The sequence below is a fragment of the Lysinibacillus cavernae genome, from assembly GCF_009724685.1.
In the GTDB taxonomy this organism is placed as follows: Bacteria; Bacillota; Bacilli; order Bacillales_A; family Planococcaceae; genus Lysinibacillus; species Lysinibacillus cavernae.
In genome coordinates this window covers 408,392-429,356 of the sequence record NZ_WMEF01000003.1, presented here as the reverse complement: position 1 = coordinate 429,356, position 20,965 = coordinate 408,392, and the positions used below count along the sequence as shown (strand labels likewise).

The following is a 20,965-nucleotide window of genomic DNA, read 5'->3' as shown; positions in this document are numbered from 1 at the left end:
AGAGAGTCAGTGGACGGTGTGAACTGATTTACAGCTTGTGTGAATGGACTTATGAGAGTCGCTAATAAAAGCGAACGTGATTCCCCACGTTATAGGGGTGCTTTCGATGTGCGGTCCAAGATCCAGAAGGTCAGTCGCATCGAAGGCACAAAAGTGAGAGCATATGCTCTAATATGAGGTGGCAACGCGGTCATGATCGTCCTCTGCAATTAGGAATAATCCTTTTTGCAGAGGGCTTTTTTTATTTTCATTCAACGGAACCATTCCTTCGCATTCGTCTAGACATTAGCTAAAGAAATCTTTGGAAAAGGAGATTGAAAGCTATGGAAACAACGAGTTCAAGAACAAAAATGAAAACCATCAATGGCGATTCTTTAACACCTATTTTAATTTTTAGACGTTTACAGGGGACACATAAATTTTTGCTGGAGAGCTCCGCTCAGCATGAGGGAGCAGGACGGTTTTCATTTATTGGTGCCAATCCACGAAAAACGTATAAAGGAACGGGTCAAGAGATTCAGGAGGTTTCCTATAAAACAGGAAAAACATATGTGCATAAAGGAGAGCTCTTCGTCCTACTTAAACGACTCATGCCACGCATCTCCAATACGACACAATTTCCTTTCTCAGGCGGTGCTGTCGGTTATATAGGTCATGGCAGAACGACGATGTTCAACGACGATGAAATAGAACTTCCTGATGTTCATTTTCATATATACGAAACAATCATTGTTTTTGATCATCTTACAGATGAGGTGACATTGATCCATACAAATATTGATGCGGAAAAACAACAACCCGATCTAGAGGAAATGGCACAACAGTTGTTGAACGATCATGTCCGTGACGAAGCAAACTATCGTTATCATGCGCTTGATACGACAGCCAATGAACAATTTGCAACTGCTTTACAGACTATGCAAGCCAACTTGAATAATGGCATAGCAAGAGTAGTATTGCCAAAGCGTTATGTAGCCAACTTTCAAGGCGATGCATTCTCCTTGTACAGACAGCTACGCAAAAAGAGGCCAGCCGCCTATATGTATTATATAGAATTTGAAGATCATGTTGTGTTAGGAACTTCTCCTGAAAGTTTAATACGAGTAAAAGGAGAGAGAGTCATAGCAACCCCAACAGAGGGAATTTATCCACGGGGTGAAACAAAAAGTGAAGATCTAGCAAATGAACGCAAATTATACGATCATACGGGCATTAGAAAATCACATGCGACACTCGTTAGTGCAGTTCAGCAAGAATTACAGTCTGTTTGTTTTAGAGACTCTGTTCAGGTCATTGATGGCATGCGAATTGAGAGGTCAAAACAGGCATTGCACATGACGTCAAGGATAGAAGGTCAGCTTTTACCAATGCTTCATGCTCTTGACGTACTTAAAGCGACATTGCCACCATTGTCAGCTACGGATATACCAAAGAAACAGGCGACACGTTATGTAAAAAAATGGCCTCACACGGCTGCCATTTTTGGTGGTGCTCTCGGTTTTATTGGATTTAACGGACATTTGGATTTTGCTTTAACAGGTCAATCCATTGTGGTTGAACATGAATCCATGCATATGCAATCAACAATAACCGTTACTAAATATACAAATGTGCAGAACGTTTTACATCAAGTACAAGGGGAAGAATGTGCTTTTTTACAGTTATTGGCTAATGGAGGGCGAAACTAATGGAACATTTACACAGGAAAGTGCTACAAGGAGAGCATCTGATGTATGAGGAAATGCTGAAGGCAGCGCAATGGCTATTTCAGGATGATACAAGTAAAGACGAAATCGCAAGCTTTTTAACGGCTTTATCTGTGAAGGGAGAAACAGCACATGAGGTAGCAGCATTAGCAACAATTATGCGTTCTTTTGCTCGTAACGTGGCAGTAAAAGAAGGGGACTATATGGATAATTGTGGAACTGGTGGTGATGGTCTTCATACCTTTAATATCAGCACAGCTTCTGCTTTCGTGTTAGCTGGAGCGGGCGTCAAAATTGCCAAGCATGGAAACCGTAAAATCTCATCATCCTCTGGTAGCTCAGATGTTTTGGAGGCATTAGGCATTCATACAAATATTACTATTCCGCAAACCATTGAGTTGTTAGAAAAGGCAGGTATCACTTTTATTTATGCTCCGAATGTTCATCCGAAGTTAAAGAGAATCGGAGAAGTTCGTCGTTCCCTTGGGAAACCAACAATCTTTAATCTTGTGGGGCCTTTAACAAATCCAGTGCCACTATCCACACAATTTACGGGCATTAATCGACCTAATTTTGTCATGGAATATGCCTCGGTCTTACAAATACTTGGACGTGAGCGAGCCATTGTCGTTTCAGGACCACAGGGCTTAGACGAGGCATCGTTAGCAGGGCAAAATACGTTGGTCTTAGTAGATAAAGGGGATTTAATTCCCTTTTCCTTAACAGCTGAGGATGTCGGTCTTCCTTCTGCGCCAATGGAGACTATTCGAGGTGGCAACGCAGATGAGAATGCAGTAATTATGAAAAAAATATTGGCTGGGGAGCAGAGTGCGTATTTAGATACAGTGTTATTAAATGCAGGTATTGGCTTATTCGGATATGGTCAAACAGAAACCATTAAAGAAGGGGTAGCCATGGCAAAGGATAGTATTTTCAGCAGGCGAGCTCTACAAAAACTGGAAGCGGTTGTTTCCTACAGCGAGCAAATAAAACAAGTGGAGGTCGAGCAATGAATATACTCAATAAAATTCTTCAACAAAAGAGGATAGAGGTAGTTGCTTTATTAGAGCAGCCCGATCCTTTAGCAAATTTTTCAGAAAAGCCACGTCCATCGTTATTTGAATCGTTGCATAAAGCACATACACTACAGGTCATTGCTGAAATGAAGCGTGCTTCCCCTTCCAAGGGGCTAATCGCTGGAGGGGCAGATCCAATTGCTCAAGCACAAGTCTATGCACAGGCAGGAGCAGCAGCTATTTCTGTTTTAACTGATAAGGAATTTTTTAAAGGCTCCTTTCAAGATTTAGCAGCAGTTGCTAGAACTGTGGAAATACCTCTTCTTTGTAAGGATTTCATGATTGATCGGGTGCAGATACGCTTTGCGAAGGCTGCAGGTGCATCGATTATCTTATTAATTGTTGCGGCCTTAACAGATGAAGCTTTACGTGACTTATATAGCTATGCAACAGGTTTAGGCTTAGAGGTTTTAGTGGAAGTACACGATCGTGAAGAACTCCAACGTGCCCTTGCAGTAGATGCTAAGCTCATTGGTGTTAATAATCGAGATTTGCGTAGCTTTGAAGTCAGCCTACAACGCACAAGAGAAATTGCTGAAGCATTTCCATTTGATGAGGAACGTGTATTAATCAGTGAAAGTGGTATTTGGTCGCAAGAAGATGCGAATCAAGTAGCGATGATGGGTGCTAGTGGCGTTCTTGTAGGTGAAGCATTAATGCGCAGTGGAGATGCGGGGCAAGCACTACAACATTTACAAGTTCGAAAGGAGGGGACTTCCGTATGACAAAGGTTAAAATTTGTGGATTACAAGAACAAGAACATGTTATGACAGCTATTCACGCTGGCGCAGATGCCATTGGTTTTGTTTTCGCACCGAGTAAACGTCGTGTATCCATTGAGCAAGCACAGCTCTTAGCCAAGCAAGTACCACAAGGTGTTTTGAAAATTGGTGTCTTTGTCAATCCAACGCCAGCTGAGGTAAAGGAAGCGGTGGAGCGTGTACCTTTAGACTATGTACAATATCATGGAGAAGAAACGCCAGCATTTATTCAGGAACAAGGTTATCCAGCTATTAAAGCCTTGTCGGTACATGGAAGAGAGGATGTTGAAGCTGCTGCTGATTATCAGGTGGATTATTACTTATTTGATGCTCCTGGTACCGATTTTAAAGGTGGCAGTGGTCAAAGTTTCGATTGGGCACTTCTAGAGAAAATAGGTATCCCTCGTGAGAAATTACTATTAGCTGGTGGTCTCAACATAGACAATATTGATGCGGCTATCACAAGTGTAGCCCCTTTTATGGTAGATGTGTCGAGTGGTGTGGAAATTGATGGGATAAAGGATCATACAAAAATACAGGTATTTATAAATGCAGTAAAAAGGAGGAACATATAATGGGAATTTCGATTGCAAATAGTGTACCGACAAAGGATGGACGTTTCGGACAATTTGGCGGACAATTTGTGCCAGAAACATTAATGACAGCCTTGTTAGAACTAGAAGCAGCCTATGAGGAAGCAATAAAAGAACCAACGTTTACAGAGGAGCTAGCCTATTTTTTAGAAGAGTATGTTGGACGAGAAACCCCTCTCTATTACGCAGAAAATTTAACAAAGGAACTAGGTGGGGCAAAGATTTATTTAAAGCGCGAAGATTTGAATCATACAGGCGCTCATAAAATAAATAATGCGATCGGGCAAGCGCTTCTTGCCAAACGCATGGGTAAAAAGAAAATAGTTGCAGAAACAGGTGCCGGTCAGCATGGTGTGGCAACGGCTACTGCTTGCGCACTATTAAATCTAGAATGTGTTGTTTTTATGGGAGCAGAAGATATTAAACGTCAACAGCTAAACGTTTTTCGCATGGAGTTGCTCGGCACAAAAGTCCAATCGGTAGAAAGTGGATCAAAAACATTAAAGGATGCTGTGAATGCGGCACTGCGCTATTGGGTGACAAATGTTGAAGATACGCATTATATTTTAGGTTCTGCATTGGGTCCCCACCCATTCCCAAAAATTGTTCGAGACTTTCAGCGTGTCATCGGCGTTGAAACTAGAAAGCAAATTTTGCAAAAAGAGAGACGTTTACCAGATGCAGTTGTTGCTTGTATCGGGGGTGGCAGTAATGCGATAGGCATGTTTCATCCATTTGTTGATGATGAAACGGTTGCCTTATATGGCATTGAGGCGGCAGGGAACGGTCTTGAGTCTGGGCAACATGCTGCGGCAATTGCAGGTGGTCAGCTAGGTGTTTTACATGGTGCTTACATGTATCTATTGCAGGATGAAAACGGCTTTGTCCAAGAAGCACATTCTATTTCAGCAGGATTAGATTATCCAGGAAAAGGGCCGGAGCATTGTTATTTACACGATATTGGTCGAGCGCAGTTTGACTCAATCACAGATAATGAAGCATTAGAGGGCTTGCAATTGTTAAGTCGAACAGAGGGCATACTTCCAGCACTTGAAAGTTCCCATGCTATTGCTTATACGGCAAAGCTTGCTAAAACGATGCCGAAAGACAACATTATTGTTGTGTGTTTATCTGGTCGAGGCGATAAAGATGTACACACGGTTCGAGCAGCACTAGGAGGAGATGTCAAATGACAACATTACAACAAGCTGTTGAACAAGCGAAAGTTGCGGGGAATAAAGCTTTTATACCTTATATAATGGCAGGTGATGGAGGGCTAGAAACGATCAAACCAACTATCCTCACACTGCAACAGCTAGGTGTGACGGCTATTGAAGTAGGTATTCCCTTTACAGATCCTGTTGCAGATGGTCCTACAATTGAGCGAGCAGGTGAACGAGCGCTCGCAGTTGGTGTGACATTGAGAAAAGTGTTGCAAACCCTCGCTTCCTTTAGAGAAGAAATAACGGTACCTTTAGTAATAATGACTTATTTAAATCCTGTGTTAGCGTACGGCTTAGAGGCTTTTGCCCAAGCTTGTGTAGCAGGGGGAGTGAAAGGGTTAATCGTTCCAGATGTTCCATTAGAGGAAAGTGCGATGTTACGTGAGGCATTAAATCCTCATAACATTGATGTTGTTCAACTAGTCTCTTTAACGAGTCCTCCTGAGCGGATTGCAAGCATTGCAGCTGCGAGTCAAGGCTTTGTATATGCAGTTACCGTCAATGGGATTACAGGAGTACGGTCAAGTTTTGCCAATAATTTAGACCATCATTTTGCACGATTACGGCAAGCAAGTCCAATTCCTGTGCTTGCAGGATTTGGTATCTCAACGTCTGAGCAAATAAAAAAGATGGGAGCACTAGCGGATGGTGTTATCGTCGGTAGTGCCATTGTAACAGCATTGCATGAAGGAGATATGGCAACAGTTGAAGAATTGGTTGCCGCTTCAAAAGGTGTGATAGCAAAGTCTACTCTATAGCAGAGTAGACTTTTTTGCTGTGAGATGGATAGAAGGATTGAACTGACGGATAGATAAGGAAAAGAGATGGATAGAATTTTAAATTGATGGATAAAACTATCAATCTAACGGATAGTGCGCATTATATAGAATTTCGGTATAATAGCTTTCGTAAGGAAGTGAGAAGATGATTCTATCAAAAAAAAGATGGCAGGTGGAGCGTCCAGACGCAACACTTGTACAAACGTTACAAAATGACTTACAACTTTCCGCGATTGCAGCAAAAATTTTAGCAGCACGAGGCTGTGAAACAACCGCTGACGCAGAAAGCTTATTAAATATGACCGAAGCAAATGTCCATGATCCTTTTCTCATGCATGGTATGACTGAAGCAGTGGCACGAATTGAGCAAGCACTAGAAAATGGTGAGAAAATTTTAGTTTATGGTGATTATGACGCCGATGGTGTGACAAGCACGACTGTCATGCTAAATGTTTTACTGGATCTTGGAGCGGATGCATCATTTAAAATCCCGAATCGTTTTATCCATGGCTACGGCCCACACGAAGCGCTATTTCGTGAAGCGTATGATGAGGGTGTACAGTTAATTATTACAGTGGATAATGGGATATCTGGTATCGAACCTATTCGTGTAGCCAAGGAGCTTGGTATGGATGTCATCGTGACAGATCACCATGAGCCAGGTGAGGAGCTGCCGCCAGCAGATATTATACTGCATCCTCGTCTACCAGAAGGGCATTATCCATTTGGTGAATTAGCAGGAGTGGGCGTAGCCTTTAAGCTAGCACATGCTTTATATAGAGAACTACCAATTCATTTAATTGAATTGGTTGCGATCGGAACTGTAGCAGATTTAGTCCCTTTAGTGGATGAAAATCGCTATCTTGTTAAACGCGGCATACAGGAACTGCGTCGTTCCCTTAGTCCATGGGTGCAAGCTATGTGTGACATAGCTAGTACAGAGCAGGCAAAAATTACGGAAGAAACAATTGGTTTTTATTTTGGCCCGCGATTAAACGCTGTTGGTCGACTCGGTGAAGCTGCTCCTGGAGTAGAGTTATTAATGGCTGAGGATAGTACAAGAGCAACTGCACTGGCAAAACAGCTAAATACCTGCAATACAGAGCGCAAAGATATTGTGAAAAGTATTACAGATGAAGCCATTGCGCTTATCGAAGCAGATGAAAAGATTGGCGATTCTTTAGTCCTTGTTGTGGCAGGGGAAGGCTGGAATGCAGGGGTTGTGGGGATTGTTGCTTCACGTTTGGTTGAGCAATACTACCGTCCAACCATTGTACTCTCACTCGATCCTGAAAAAGGCACAGCAAAAGGTTCTGCTCGAAGCATCGAAGGCTTCCATTTATATAATGAGCTAGCGAAAAATCGGGATATCTTACCGCATTTTGGTGGACATCCTATGGCGGCAGGTATGACTTTATCATTAGAGCATGTGGATGAACTACGCACACGCTTGGATGCTCAGGCAAGAGCTTGTTTAACAGAGGAGCAATTAACGCCGATTGTCCATATTGATATTCCGTTAAACATTGACGAAATATCAGCAGATGCTATTGAAGAAATTTCAACACTAGGCCCATTCGGTACAGATTTTCCAAAGCCCGTTTATGTACTAGAGGAAGTTGAAATTTCATCCATGCGTAAAATTGGAGCGGCTGAGAATCATATTAAAATGGAATTAACGAATGGCTATGACAAATTAGATAGTGTCGGTTTTAATAAAGGGCATTTACATGATGAATTAACGTATGGTATAAAAGTGTCCTTTATCGGCGATTTGCAAATTAACGAATGGCAAGGGCGTAAAAAGGCTCAATTTATGATCGAGGATGTTCAGACAACAGAATGGCAACTTTTTGATATTCGTGGCATCCGTCAAACCGCTCGCTGGCTCAATACGGTGCCGAAGGACGAGGCGAAGTTTATAGCATTTCGTCCAGAAACGATGGTTTATTATCAATCATTAATTGGTGTACCTATAACAGTAGTTGACCCTGCACTTTCAAATGTTGAACAAAGTGAATATATAGTCCTTCTCGATTTGCCACAACATGTTCAAAAGCTAGAAGAGGTTTTACAGAAAACGACGCCTTCACGTATTTATGCGCACTTCTATATGCCAGATTCACAATACTTCAGTGGCTTACCTACTCGTGAGCAATTTTCTTGGTATTATAAATTCTTGAAAAATCGACCAGCCTTTCCGCTTGATATGCATATTGCAGATTTAGCAAAGCATACTGGGTGGCCATTAGATACATTAAAATTTATGACACAGGTGTTTTTTGAGCTTGGTTTTGTTAAAATGGAGAGTGGACTGACGACTGTCAACGTGAATGCCCCAAAACAAGGACTAACAGAGGCACCGTCTTACAAACAACGTTCAGAACAGATTGAAATGGAGCAAAAGCTTGTCTATGCCCCTTATATAGAATTAAAACAATGGTTTGATGAACGATTACATTAATAGACGAAAAACGTTTCGTAGGAGGAGCAATAACATGGATTTAAAGCAATACGTCACAACAGTTGAAAACTGGCCGAAAGAGGGCATTACCTTCAGAGATATTACAACAATTATGGATAACGGATCTGCATACAAATATGCAACAGATCAAATCGTAGAATACGCAAAAGAAGTAGGAGCTGAAATTGTAGTTGGCCCTGAGGCTCGTGGCTTTATTATCGGTTGCCCAGTTGCCTATGCACTTGAAATTGGCTTCGCTCCTGTTCGTAAACCTGGTAAATTACCACGTGAGGTCATTAGTGCAGACTATGGTCTTGAGTACGGCAAAGATACATTAACAATGCATCATGATGCAATTAAACCTGGTCAGAAAGTTTTAATCTGTGACGATTTACTTGCAACTGGTGGTACAGTTGAAGCAACTGTTCGCTTAGTGGAACAATTAGGTGGTCAGGTAGTAGGTTGTGCATTCCTAATCGAACTTTTAGAATTAAATGGTCGTGCAAAACTTGGCGATTTAGCTATTAAAACACTTATTCAATATTAAGATCATTGGAAAAAGCGCCCTAATATGAGACACCCCGCAAACTTTTACGGGGTGTCTTTTACTCTTCATCATATGATTGTATGATTTTTTGCATTGTTCGCAACGTATCGTAGAAATCTGCATATTTTTCAATACCGACATCATCAATTATTCTATCTTGAATTTCTTGCCAAATGGGGGCAGCTTCCTGCAACTTCTCTAACCCTTTCTCAGTGAGCGTTATATTTTTAGTACGGGCATCGTGTGCGTCTCTGTTTAATTCTACATAGCCATTTTGCTTTAATAGCGTAATATTACGTGTCACCGTAGTTTGATCGAGTAGCAAAATTTCACCTAAACGGCTAATTGAGACGGCTTGCTGAAGGTCAATATGGGCAAGCATGGAATATTGTGTAACTTTTAAACCAGTGGGGTGTAGCAACTTATCGTATAATTGCGTTACAACTCTTGTTTTTTTTCTAAGATTTGCACAAACACAGATTTGTGTATAATCGACATTTTTTAGATGATTCATCATGGCTCAGTACTCCTTTTAGGGGATTCTACTAATTTTAAGTATACACCTAAGCGCTGGAAATTACTTCTTGACAGCTATCATAACGGTTACTATCATTATATATGTATATACATGCAAAGGAAACAAATAGACTACAAAACATGTATATACATGTTTTGTAGGCAATCTCACAAGAAAGTAGGTGTTAGGATGAAACGTGTTCATTACAGTTGGGTAATTTTAATCATCACATTTTTCTCGATTATTGTAGCAGGAATTACGATGTCGTCATCTGGCGTTTTTATTGATCCCCTCGAAAAGGAGTTCCAATGGGATCGCTCGACGATTGCCTTAGCATTCGCAGTAAGTTTGTTCTTATATGGCATATCCGGCCCATTTATGGCAGCGCTGCTTGAAGTCATTGGCTTAAAGAAAATGATGCTTAGTGCAATGGCAACTTTAGTTGGAGGGATATCTTTAACATTTTTCATGAGTCAATCATGGCAGTTAATCGTTATTTGGGGAGGCATTATTGGTCTCGGTGCGAGCCTCTTTTTAACTGTGCTCAGTCCTTATGTAGCCAACCATTGGTTTGTGAAACGTAGGGGGTTAGCGGTTGGTATTCTAACAGCTAGTACAGCCACAGGTCAATTAATATTACTACCGGTTCTAGCTATTATCATTGAACACTATTCTTGGAGATGGGCAATTGGTTTAATCCTGCTCCTTAGTACGATTATGTTCATCATGATTGCTATATTTATTAAAAACAAGCCGCAAGATTTAGGTTTAACCCCTTATGGACAACAAGAGATTATAAAAGAGCAGCAAGTTCATATTAAAAAGAATCCAATTAGTATGGCCTTTCATGGCTTACTAGAGGCAGTTAAGGTCAAAGCTTTTTGGCTATTAGCAGGAAGCTTTTTCATTTGTGGGCTATCAACGAGCGGATTAATCGGCACTCATTTTGTTTCTTATTGTATTACCTTTGGTGTTCCTTTAGTAACTGCTGCATCACTCCTTTCCTTTATGGGCGTCTTTAATTTACTAGGCACCACAGTATCTGGCTGGCTGTCAGATCGCTTTGATAATCGTTGGTTATTATTTTGGTATTACTTGTTAAGAGGAGCTTCTCTACTATTGCTTCCTTATGCACTTACTCAAGGATCCTTTGTGTTACTGACGATATTTACTATCTTTTATGGACTGGATTGGATTGCCACAGTGCCACCAACTATCAGTATTACACGACAAATCTTTGGCATGCAAAAAAGCAGTATTATTTACGGATGGATATTTGCCTCACATCAAGCAGGAGCGGCAGTTGCTGCGTATGGTGGAGGGTTAATTTATAAGTTTTTCAATTCTTACACGTGGGCTTTTTTCCTTGCTGGCCTATTCTGTGCATTGGCAAGCTTATTCGTTATCATTGTAAAAAAACAAACGCCTCAGCAAGGATAAACACTCGATTGAAAAAAAATTGAACCTCAACAGAAAGAGGTTCAACTTTTTTATCAATATTTTTTTTGACATTCAATAAACAAAAGTTTATAATATAAACAAATATAATAAAAGGTGATGCTATGAATGAAAGAGAACAGGCGGTGCTTGCTTTAATTCGCCAGAATCCGTTTATGTCTCAGCAAGAGATGGCCGATACAATGAATCTGTCTCGTCCTGTACTTGCTAATTTAGTGTCTAGTTTAACGAAGCAAGGAAAAATTGTAGGTCGTGCTTATATTTTACCCGAGGAAAATGAAATTATTTGTATCGGTGGAGCCAATCTAGACCGAAAATTCCATGTGAAGGGCAATGTTCAATTTGGGACATCCAACCCTGCCAGCTCTTCTTTTAGTGTAGGTGGTGTTGGTCGAAATATTGCTGAAAACTTAGGCAGATTAAACCATCAAGTGACGTTACTGACAACGGCTGGTAAAGATGCTGATTGGCAAGTAATTCAAGAAGCTTCAGAATCCTTTATGAATCTACGTTATGTGGAGCAACTACCAGAAGCTTCTACTGGTTCCTATACAGCTGTTATGGATGAACAAGGTGAGCTAGCACTAGCTGTAGCCAATATGGAGGTTTATGACCTTCTATTGCCAAGCTTGTTAAAAAAGCATGAAACAATGCTTGTTAACGCTGGTTGCTTTATTTTGGATTTAAATTGTCCGAAAGAAACAGTGGCTTATATCCAGCAAGTAGCCATTGCACGTGATATTCCACTTGTCATTGTGCCAGTATCTTCGCCTAAAATGAATCGACTACCTGAAACATTACAAGGCGTAACTTGGTTTATTTGTAACACGGATGAAGCGGAAACAATTGTTGGACATAAAATTGAAAACGCTACCCATTATGAAAAAGCTTTACTACAGCTCCTACATCTAGGCGCTGAACATGTCATTATCACGGCTGGCAGCAAGGGTGTGTATGCAGCATCCACAACGATTTCGCCTAGTCATTTTGCTGCAAAAGTGATTGACAAAATTGAAGATGTTACGGGTGCAGGAGATGCCTTTGTTAGCGCTGTTATTCACAGTTGGTTGACAGGACAATCTTTTGCGACATGTGTTGATGCGGGGTTAACGAATGCTAAAAATACATTGGCATCTCCGTATACAGTAAGACCTGAATTATCAGTAGATTTGTTAAAAAGTGAAATGGAGGAATAATAACATGAAAGAATTCATCGTATTATCAGAAGAAGTAAAAGCAGGACAAGCAAAAGGTCTACCAATCGTTGCTTTGGAATCAACAATTATTTCACATGGTATGCCCTATCCACAAAACGTGCAAACTGCGCGTGAAGTAGAGCAAATTATTCGTGACAATGGCGCAGTACCTGCAACAATTGCGTTAATTGATGGAAAAATTAAAATTGGTTTATCAGATGAAGAGCTAGAAATGTTCGGTAATGCACAAGGTGTTGCTAAAGCTTCACGTCGTGACTTAGGCTACTTACTAGCAACGAAAAAATTAGGCGCTACAACAGTTGCCGCTACAATGATCTGTGCAGAGCTTGCAGACATTGAAATCTTTGTAACAGGTGGTATCGGTGGTGTACACCGCGGAGCTGAAACAACAATGGATATCTCTGCTGACTTAGAAGAATTAGCAGAAACAAAAGTTGCAGTTATCTGTGCTGGAGCAAAATCTATTTTAGACATCGGTCTTACACTAGAATACCTTGAAACAAAAGGTGTACCAGTTGTAGGTTACCGTACAGATGAACTACCAGCATTCTATACACGCCAAAGTGGTTTCGATGTAAACTTCCAACTTGATACACCAGAGGAAATTGCAGAAATGCTACGTGCGAAATGGCAATTAGGCTTAAAAGGCGGCGCTGTCATTGCAAATCCAATTCCTGAAGTGGAAGCACTTGAACACGCATTTATTACAAACATTATAGAAAAAGCTTTAGTAGAAGCTGAAGAGAATGGTATTCAAGGTAAAAACGTTACACCATTCTTACTAGGCAAAGTAAAAGAATTGACAGAAGGTAAAAGTCTTGATGCGAACATTGCATTAGTGAAAAACAATGCAGTAGTTGGCGCGAAAATTGCCGTAGCTTACAATCAATTACACTAATCCATTTGTCGAAACAAGGACTCTTTGTGACATGTCGTCGCAGAGGGTCTTTTTCATTAAAAAGAAGAATATTTTTTCCATTTTTCAAACTGTTCACGAGATTAACTAAACTAAATGACACAGTCTCTTTACAATAGGCTACAAAATTTTATACAATTAAGTTTATATCTAATCTGAAAAATTTGACGAGCAAGGTGGACATGTTATGGCGAAAGAGCAAATTTTGACTCCTGAGGACGTTTTTGAGTTAGTCAAATCCTACATGAATGATGAAAATGTCGCATTCGTGAAAAAAGCATATGAATTAGCAAGGGATGCCCATATTGAGCAATTCCGTAGCTCTGGTGAACCGTATATTATTCACCCAGTACAAGTGGCAGGTATTCTAGCTGAATTACAAATGGACCCGGAAACTGTAGCGGCAGGTTTTTTACATGATGTTGTCGAAGATACGGATTTTACGCGGGATGATTTGGTACGGGAATTTGGCGAAGAAGTAGCAGTGCTTGTTGATGGTGTTACAAAACTAGGGAAAATTAAATATTTATCAAAAGAGGCACAACAAGCAGAGAATCATCGAAAAATGTTTGTAGCCATGGCGCAGGATATCCGTGTCATCTTAATTAAGCTAGCAGACCGTCTCCACAATATGCGTACGCTAAAGCATTTGCCTGCTGAAAAGCAACGACGTATTTCCAAAGAGACACTAGAGATTTTTGCACCACTTGCACATCGTCTTGGAATTTCGACTGTAAAATGGGAGCTTGAAGATACAGCACTTCGCTATTTAAACCCACAGCAATATTATCGTATTGTTAGTTTGATGAAGAAAAAGCGAGATGAACGTGAGGCTTATTTAGAGAATGTCATGGCTGAGATGAAATCACAGTTGAATGAGGTTGAAATTGAAGCTGACGTATATGGCCGACCAAAACATATTTACAGTATTTATCGAAAAATGGTGCTACAAAAGAAACAGTTTAATGAAATTTATGATTTACTGGCCATTCGTGTACTTGTAGATAGTATTAAAGATTGCTATGCCGTTTTAGGGATTGTGCATACATTATGGAAACCGATGCCAGGGCGCTTTAAAGATTATATTGCTATGCCGAAACAAAACCTCTATCAATCCTTACACACGACTGTTATTGGTCCTTATGGTGATCCATTAGAGGTACAGATTCGTACAAAGGAAATGCATAAAATTGCAGAGTACGGGATTGCGGCACACTGGGCTTATAAGGAAGGTAAAAACGTAGATCATCAAAAGCAAAATGTCGATCAAAAATTAACGTGGTTCCGTGAAATTTTAGAGTTCCAAAATGAATCTTCTAACGCTGAAGAATTTATGGAATCCTTAAAATTTGATTTGTTTTCTGATATGGTTTACGTCTTTACACCTGAAGGTGATGTGATTGAATTGCCAGCGGGTTCCGTTTCAATTGATTTTGCTTATCGTGTCCATTCGGAAGTCGGAAATCGTACGATTGGGGCAAAAATCAATGGGAAAATGGTGCCACTTGATACACCACTGAAAACGGGCGATATCATTGAAATTTTAACATCTAAGCAATCCTTTGGTCCTAGCCGAGATTGGTTAAAAATAGCGCAATCCTCGCAGGCAAAGAATAAGATCAAGCAATTCTTTAAACGACATCTGCGTGAAGAAAATATTGTCAAAGGTAAAGAAATGATTGAAAAGGAAATTCGCGCTCAGGATTTTGATTTAAAGGAAACCATGTCACCAGAAAACCTTAAACGAGTGTGTGATAAATTTAACTATACGAATGAGGAAGATTTGTATGCGGCAGTTGGTGTGAATGGAATTACTGCACAGCAAGTGGTTAATCGTTTAGCAGAAAAACGCCGTAAAGAGCGTGAGCAGGAAGAAGCTTTAGAGAAAATCGAACAAAAAATGAAAAATCCAATTCCACAAAAACGTACGGAATCGGGTGTCATTGTAAAAGGCATTGATAATATGCTTATTCGACTTTCTCGCTGCTGTACGCCTGTGCCTGGAGATGATATTGTGGGCTTTATTACAAAGGGGAGAGGTGTTTCTGTACACCGTGCCGACTGTCCAAATATTCAAATCGAGGATGAGCAGGAACGTTTAATTGAAGTGGAATGGGAACATGGTGTCATCCCTGAGAAAAAAGAATACCCAGTTGATATCGAAGTATCAGCCTTTGATAGACCTGGTATTTTAAATGAGATCATGCAAATTGTTAGCGAAACAAAAACGAATATTTTAGCAGTTAGTGGTCGTGCTGATCGTGATAAAATGGCGACAATTCATTTGACGATTTCGATTTCAAACATTTCACATTTGCATAAAGTTGTCGAACGAATTAAACAAACACCAGATATTTATTCGGTGCAGCGTGTCATCAATTAGTGATAAGCAACTAGAATTGGGGTTTTAATGCATGAAAGTAGTATTACAGCGCAGTAAAGCTGCCTCTGTAACAGTGGACGGAATTGTTACAGGAGCAATTGATCGTGGTTATGTTCTTCTGGTAGGCATTACACATGAAGATACCCAGGAGGATGTAGCCTATTTAGCGAAGAAAGTAGCTAATTTACGCCTTTGGGAAGATGGTGATGGAAAAATGAATCATTCCATTATCGAGCATGGAGGCGCTATTTTGTCCGTTTCACAATTTACATTGTATGGGGATGCAAAAAAGGGAAATCGTCCAAGTTTCATAAGTGCAGCTAGACCTGAGGTAGCAGAACCGCTGTGGGAAGCATTTAATCAAGCACTGCGTGAACACGGTTTACATGTGGAAATAGGTATTTTTGGTGCAATGATGGATGTTGCATTAATTAACGATGGTCCAGTAACAATACTTCTAGAGTCAAAATAATGGAACATTTCCTATAGTTCCTTCATATACTAAAAAGTATGTTTAGTTTTATAGGAAGGGGTGTCTTGAACATGACGCAGATAGGAAGTATATCCAATCCATATTTATACGAAACTCTTAAAATGATGATTGGTCAGGCAGTTGTAGTGCAAACAGAAAATACTCTTCAGCAAGGTATTTTATTATCAATACTACCTGACCATATGATTTTAGAAATTAGTCGTACGCCTTTCTTCATTCGGATGGAGGAAATTGTATGGGTTACATTGGAAACTACAAAAAAATGAGTAAGTATGAACCTTCGAATCACAATAGAATAGAAGGTTCTTTTTTTTATGTATTTATGGTTTAATAAATAGAATTATTAGAATAATATGTTTAGTAAAGGGGTTGAAAATAATGCAAACAATTGCGATTCTCGGTTCATTGTTTTTCTGGAATAATATAAAGCAACATTTCACAATGTTTCCCAAAGCACAATTTATTCATTTTCCTTACACTTCACCTAAGCAGTGTGTAGATCTCATTGATGAAGCGGCATCATGTTCAGATATTGTACTATTTGCTGGGTCGATTCCTTATTTTTATTGCTATGAGAAAATACAAGCGTCTCAAATACAAGCAACATATATTCCTTTTGATGAATTAACATTAACGCTTTCGCTATTATCTCTACAACATAATGAAAGGGTAGAACTACCTCAACTTTCGATAGATGTACCAAGAAAGGATAGCTTCTATCAAGTAATGAAAGAGGCTGGTATTTCATCTACAGATGTATATGTAATGGATTACGCATGGGTTTATGAACAACCTGAAAAAATAGCTGAACTCAATATTTCTGATTATGTCCGCTATCATAAGGAATTATTTGAAACGGGAAAAACGTCATTGGCACTTACTAGCTTACACGCAGTTTATATTGAGTTACAAAAATTAGGGGTCCCTGCGAAGTATATGGTTGAAAGCAAACAAACATTTACAATGACGATTAATACAGCACTAGATGCTTATAAACATACATTGTTGTCTGCCTCGCAGATTGCAGTTGTCTCTATTTGTAGCAAGCAAAATTTATTGGTGAATCACCAAGCGTTTCTACATAATTTAGAAAAGATTTGCAAGCGTTTTCAAGCGAGAGTAACACAGTCACAACAAGAGCCTTATGTAATCATTTCCACTAGAGGTGTGATTGAAAAGCTTGAACCTAATTATTTAAGTTCCATAATCGAGCAATGTGAACGACAATTTGAAACCTTTTTTACGATTGGTATTGGCTATGGGTATTCATTACATGAAGCAGAAGTGCATTCTTCCCAAGCTTTATTTTTCACGTCCAAATGGAAAGATTCCTCGACAGTGATGTGCTTGGTAGATGCGGATAATCGGTTACATGGACCATTATTTGAGAATAATAAAGAAATCTCATTAAGTAGCAATAATAAAGAAATTTTAGAGATCGCTGAGAAGGTAAAAATGAGTGCCAAAAATTTAAATGTAATGAAGCAATTTATTTCAGTCACTAATAACCGCCCCTTTTCAGCAGCTGAATTAGCGCAATACATGAATTTGTCACGTAGATCTGCTGAGCGCATTATTATTCGGTTAATCGAGCAAGACTATTTTATGTTAGCGGGGGAGGAGCAACCTTATCTCCAAGGCCGTCCTAGAAAGCTTTATAAAGCAACAACCAAATGGACTTTCTGAAATGATAGAAAATTAATACTTTACAAAAAAATCGAACTCATGTATATTTATTTTCAATTAACGACATATAGCGACAATAGTTTGCTAGTGTTTAAATCTATTAAAAGGAGGGTGATGTTATGGCAAATGAACAAAGTGTAAAAAAGAAAAGTTGGCTGAAAGTACCTCATACATATACCATTATTTTTGCTATTATTTTTCTAGCAGGTATCGCAAGCTACATTATTCCAGCAGGAGAGTTTGAACGTGTAGAGGATAAGGATGGACGAATGCTCGTTGTGGATGGAAGCTACCATCAAATTGAGAGTGATCCAGTATCATTTTTCGAAATGTTTACTGCCATTCCAATGGGTCTTGAAAAAGGGGCTCAGATTATTTTCTATATTTTCTTAGTCAGTGGTGTATTTGGCATTATTCGTTCCACAGGTGCCATTGAGGCTGGTGTTTATAAAGGGGTAAAAGCTTTAGAGGGAAGGGAAAAATTACTCATTCCTTTATCGATGATTTTATTCTCTGTTGGTGGTTTTACAATGGGGATGGCTGAAGAAACGATTATTTTCGTACCGATTGGTGTAGCAATTGCCCGTGCTATGGGCTTTGATGCTGTGACAGGGACTGCCATGATCACACTTGGTGCTGCCAGTGGCTTTTTTGGAGGAATGCTTAATCCCTTTACAGTGGGGGTTGCGCAATCATTAGCAGATGTACCCTTATTTTCAGGGATTGGTTTCCGGGCAGTAGTCTATATTCTTGTTTTAGGTTTTGCTATTTTCTACGTGTCTCGCTATGCCTTCAAGGTGAAAAAGGACCCACAGGCAAGTGTTATTTATGATATCGAGCAAAAGGCTAAATCCAATGTGTCTGCGATTGACATTCCTACATTAACAGGGAAGCATAAAGTCGTATTTATTGTCATGGCTTGTGGGATTGGCTTTAATATTTATGGCGTATTTAATTGGGGTTGGTTCTTAACACAGTTAACAGCATCCTTTTTAATTATGGGATTAATTGCTGGTCTCATTGGGGGATTGAAGCCTGCCACTATTTTTGACTCCTTTATTGATGGGGCAAAGGCTGTAACCTTTGGTGCATTAATCGTAGGTTTTGCCCGTGCGATCACGGTTGTTTTAGAGCAAGGGAAAATTATTGATACAATCGTTTATGCAGCATCAGAAACTATTGGACATTTACCACACGCTATCAGTGCAATCGGCATGTTAGTTATCCAAGCACTTTTGAATTTATTTATTTCATCCGGTAGTGGACAGGCAGCCGCAACAATGCCGATTATGATTCCGATTACCGATCTATTAGGTTTAGAACGACAAGTTGCTGTTTTAGCCTTCCAATATGGAGATTCATTAACAAACTCAATTATCCCTACTTCATCGGCCTTAATGGCTTATCTAGCCGTTGCAGGTATCCCATATGAAAAGTGGATAAAATTCATTTGGAAGATGATTCTAGGCTGGGCAGTAATCGCATGTCTTGCGTTAATTGCTGCAGTAGCACTAGGGATTTCTTAAAATGTGGAAAAAGCTGTGGGCTACTCTGTAAAATTGAAGACAAGTGAATGTATTATAAATCTGTAATATTAAGAGATTGTCTTTAACGTCGCACAGTATATTAAATAATTAGTACATCACTTCTATGTAGTGGTGTACTTTTTTGTTTATTAGACCGTCAAATGACCTCATAGACTATCACAACAACCCTAAGGATAAAAATATTTACAGTAGATAAACGTTGTGAGGAAATAAAATGTACACTCTATTTGGGGAAGATAGCCTGAAGAAATGGCTGAATTTGTCCAAAGACTGATTCAAACTGAACGATAAATTGCAAAAAATGAAAACAACTAGGTTTATTCCTAATTTGTAACGTTAAGAGACAGCAATTGCTGTCTCTTATTCCACAATCTATCCCGATAATGGAAGATCATTATTGTATAGTTATAACTTAATTTGTTAGGACAATTTTTTTACCTCTCTTTGCAGATTCTCTAACTGCATCTAACAATTGGTGTAGCTTAACAGCGTCATTAAAATTAGGAATTTTACTTTTATGTTCAAATATGTCTTTCGCCAGAATAGTATAAGCACGGTCAACATACCTTCTTGGACCATCATTTTTTACTGAGGATACGTTTACTTCTTCAATGTAAACATCATCTGTTGCAGTATTTAAAGATGCATAATCAGGATGTGTAATCTTTTCGACTTTGAGATTACCAAATTGAACATGACCTGAAGAATTATTTTGTGTTAAACGAAAAATACCCTTTTCCCCTCTAATCTCCAAATTAAAATTTGGATATACGCCAGCTTGAATATGAACAGATGTTGAAGTACCATCAACGAGTGTTCCATGTATTAATATTTGATCAGCAGTATTTTTAGATGTTTTAGTTCCAGTTTCTTTTATAATTGCTTCTGTATAATTTATATTCATAGTAGCTGTTAATTCTTTAAAATCACCTAGAATATAGCAAAGAATATCGAGAGAATGCCCTCCATGAATGGTTAGTAAGTTAGCTCCATTCTCCTTTTTTAGTAGATACGCGCTTCTTTGGTCAGTCATTCTCCCCTTAGATTGAGTAGCTACTTGCATAGTGCAGGATAGTACTTTCCCTATTTCTCCCTTCTCTATCGCCTGCTTTAAATAATTAACTTCTGGAGATTGCCTAGCTTGTAGACCAATAGCATGGTGAATATTCGCTTGATTAGCTAATTTTTTCAACTCTTTAGCTTGTACAGTATCTACACCTAAAGGCCATTCACAGTAGAGATGTTTATTTTCCTCAATGGCGGCTATACAAGCTTCGTAGTGGAAAGGAACTTTTATACTAACTACTACTAAGTCAACATCTTTAGATTTAGCTAATTCCTCATAATCTGTAAAAGCCAAGGTAGCATTAACCTTTATGGCACTTTTTTTTGCAGTTTCCATTCTAGAAGTTCCAATAGCTGTGATTCTATAAGAAGGATTTTCTATAAGAGCTGGAATATGTGTTTTACTAGCCCACTGATTATTTAATGATCCACCTATAATTCCTACATTAATTACTTGTTCCTCCATCGATTATCCCTCCAAAATTTTATAGTAGTGATTATCTCTAAAGTTAGTATAATTAAAATAAAACATCA

At 39.2% G+C, this 20,965-nt stretch carries 18 protein-coding genes and 1 other annotated feature (1 of these 19 only partly in view); of the genes, 16 read left to right on the top strand and 2 right to left on the bottom strand.

Annotated elements, in window-relative coordinates; translation table 11 throughout:
• Positions 1 to 207, top strand: a binding site (T-box leader) (it extends 42 nt beyond the left edge of the window).
• A gap of 116 nt (positions 208 to 323) precedes the next feature.
• The 8 genes from GJU32_RS09770 to GJU32_RS09735 all read left to right on the top strand — a co-directional run bounded on the left by GJU32_RS09770 (position 324) and on the right by GJU32_RS09735 (position 9,149).
• Positions 324 to 1,688: a chorismate-binding protein gene (locus GJU32_RS09770; RefSeq protein ID WP_155591754.1), complete on the top strand. Its 1,365-nt coding sequence runs from the start codon at positions 324 to 326 to the stop codon at positions 1,686 to 1,688.
• Positions 1,688 to 2,719, top strand: a complete 1,032-nt coding sequence (gene trpD / locus GJU32_RS09765; protein WP_155591753.1) for an anthranilate phosphoribosyltransferase — start codon at positions 1,688 to 1,690, stop codon at positions 2,717 to 2,719. The genes GJU32_RS09770 and trpD overlap by 1 nt, the downstream gene beginning before the upstream one ends.
• Positions 2,716 to 3,507, top strand: coding sequence for an indole-3-glycerol phosphate synthase TrpC (trpC, locus tag GJU32_RS09760; protein WP_155591752.1), 792 nt, complete (start codon positions 2,716 to 2,718; stop codon positions 3,505 to 3,507). Before trpD ends, trpC begins: the two co-directional genes overlap by 4 nt.
• Positions 3,504 to 4,118 (top strand): phosphoribosylanthranilate isomerase, encoded by a 615-nt coding sequence (locus GJU32_RS09755; protein ID WP_155591751.1) that lies wholly within the window; start codon positions 3,504 to 3,506, stop codon positions 4,116 to 4,118. Before trpC ends, GJU32_RS09755 begins: the two co-directional genes overlap by 4 nt.
• Complete coding sequence (trpB, locus tag GJU32_RS09750) at positions 4,118 to 5,329, top strand: tryptophan synthase subunit beta (RefSeq protein WP_155591750.1); 1,212 nt, start codon at positions 4,118 to 4,120, stop codon at positions 5,327 to 5,329. The genes GJU32_RS09755 and trpB overlap by 1 nt, the downstream gene beginning before the upstream one ends.
• The gene (gene trpA, locus GJU32_RS09745) at positions 5,326 to 6,117 is read left to right on the top strand and encodes a tryptophan synthase subunit alpha (protein WP_155591749.1); all 792 of its coding nucleotides are present in this window, start codon (positions 5,326 to 5,328) and stop codon (positions 6,115 to 6,117) included. Before trpB ends, trpA begins: the two co-directional genes overlap by 4 nt.
• Positions 6,118 to 6,283: 166 nt before the next feature.
• Entirely contained in the window at positions 6,284 to 8,602 is a 2,319-nt protein-coding gene (gene recJ / locus GJU32_RS09740; protein WP_155591748.1) for a single-stranded-DNA-specific exonuclease RecJ, read from the top strand.
• A gap of 34 nt (positions 8,603 to 8,636) precedes the next feature.
• The gene (locus tag GJU32_RS09735) at positions 8,637 to 9,149 is read left to right on the top strand and encodes an adenine phosphoribosyltransferase (protein WP_155591747.1); all 513 of its coding nucleotides are present in this window, start codon (positions 8,637 to 8,639) and stop codon (positions 9,147 to 9,149) included.
• Positions 9,150 to 9,207: 58 nt separating this feature from the next.
• Here GJU32_RS09735 and GJU32_RS09730 read toward each other — a convergent pair whose 3' ends face one another.
• On the bottom strand, positions 9,208 to 9,666 hold the full coding sequence (locus GJU32_RS09730) for a MarR family winged helix-turn-helix transcriptional regulator (protein WP_155591746.1): 459 nt from the start codon (positions 9,664 to 9,666) through the stop codon (positions 9,208 to 9,210).
• Positions 9,667 to 9,855: 189 nt separating this feature from the next.
• Here GJU32_RS09730 and GJU32_RS09725 point away from each other — a divergent pair, with 189 nt between their 5' ends.
• The 8 genes from GJU32_RS09725 (at position 9,856) to GJU32_RS09690 (ending at position 19,345) form a co-directional block, all read left to right on the top strand.
• On the top strand, positions 9,856 to 11,106 hold the full coding sequence (locus GJU32_RS09725; RefSeq protein ID WP_155591745.1) for an MFS transporter: 1,251 nt from the start codon (positions 9,856 to 9,858) through the stop codon (positions 11,104 to 11,106).
• A 122-nt stretch (positions 11,107 to 11,228) separates the two neighbouring features.
• The gene (locus GJU32_RS09720) at positions 11,229 to 12,320 is read left to right on the top strand and encodes a carbohydrate kinase (protein WP_155591744.1); all 1,092 of its coding nucleotides are present in this window, start codon (positions 11,229 to 11,231) and stop codon (positions 12,318 to 12,320) included.
• A gap of 4 nt (positions 12,321 to 12,324) precedes the next feature.
• Complete coding sequence (locus GJU32_RS09715; RefSeq protein ID WP_155591743.1) at positions 12,325 to 13,239, top strand: pseudouridine-5'-phosphate glycosidase; 915 nt, start codon at positions 12,325 to 12,327, stop codon at positions 13,237 to 13,239.
• 205 nt (positions 13,240 to 13,444) lie between these two features.
• Positions 13,445 to 15,640 carry a RelA/SpoT family protein gene (locus tag GJU32_RS09710; protein ID WP_155591742.1) on the top strand — a complete coding sequence of 732 codons (2,196 nt, stop codon included), beginning with the start codon at positions 13,445 to 13,447 and terminating at the stop codon, positions 15,638 to 15,640.
• Positions 15,641 to 15,671: 31 nt separating this feature from the next.
• Entirely contained in the window at positions 15,672 to 16,112 is a 441-nt protein-coding gene (dtd, locus tag GJU32_RS09705) for a D-aminoacyl-tRNA deacylase (protein ID WP_155591741.1), read from the top strand.
• A gap of 71 nt (positions 16,113 to 16,183) precedes the next feature.
• Positions 16,184 to 16,399, top strand: coding sequence for a DUF2642 domain-containing protein (locus GJU32_RS09700; RefSeq protein ID WP_155591740.1), 216 nt, complete (start codon positions 16,184 to 16,186; stop codon positions 16,397 to 16,399).
• Between the two features lie 112 nt (positions 16,400 to 16,511).
• Complete coding sequence (locus tag GJU32_RS09695; RefSeq protein ID WP_230874999.1) at positions 16,512 to 17,819, top strand: MarR family transcriptional regulator; 1,308 nt, start codon at positions 16,512 to 16,514, stop codon at positions 17,817 to 17,819.
• Positions 17,820 to 17,938: 119 nt separating this feature from the next.
• The gene (locus tag GJU32_RS09690; protein WP_155591738.1) at positions 17,939 to 19,345 is read left to right on the top strand and encodes a YfcC family protein; all 1,407 of its coding nucleotides are present in this window, start codon (positions 17,939 to 17,941) and stop codon (positions 19,343 to 19,345) included.
• 433 nt (positions 19,346 to 19,778) lie between these two features.
• Here GJU32_RS09690 and GJU32_RS09685 read toward each other — a convergent pair whose 3' ends face one another.
• On the bottom strand, positions 19,779 to 20,897 hold the full coding sequence (locus GJU32_RS09685) for a Gfo/Idh/MocA family protein (RefSeq protein WP_155591737.1): 1,119 nt from the start codon (positions 20,895 to 20,897) through the stop codon (positions 19,779 to 19,781).
• Between the last annotated feature and the right edge of the window lie 68 nt (positions 20,898 to 20,965).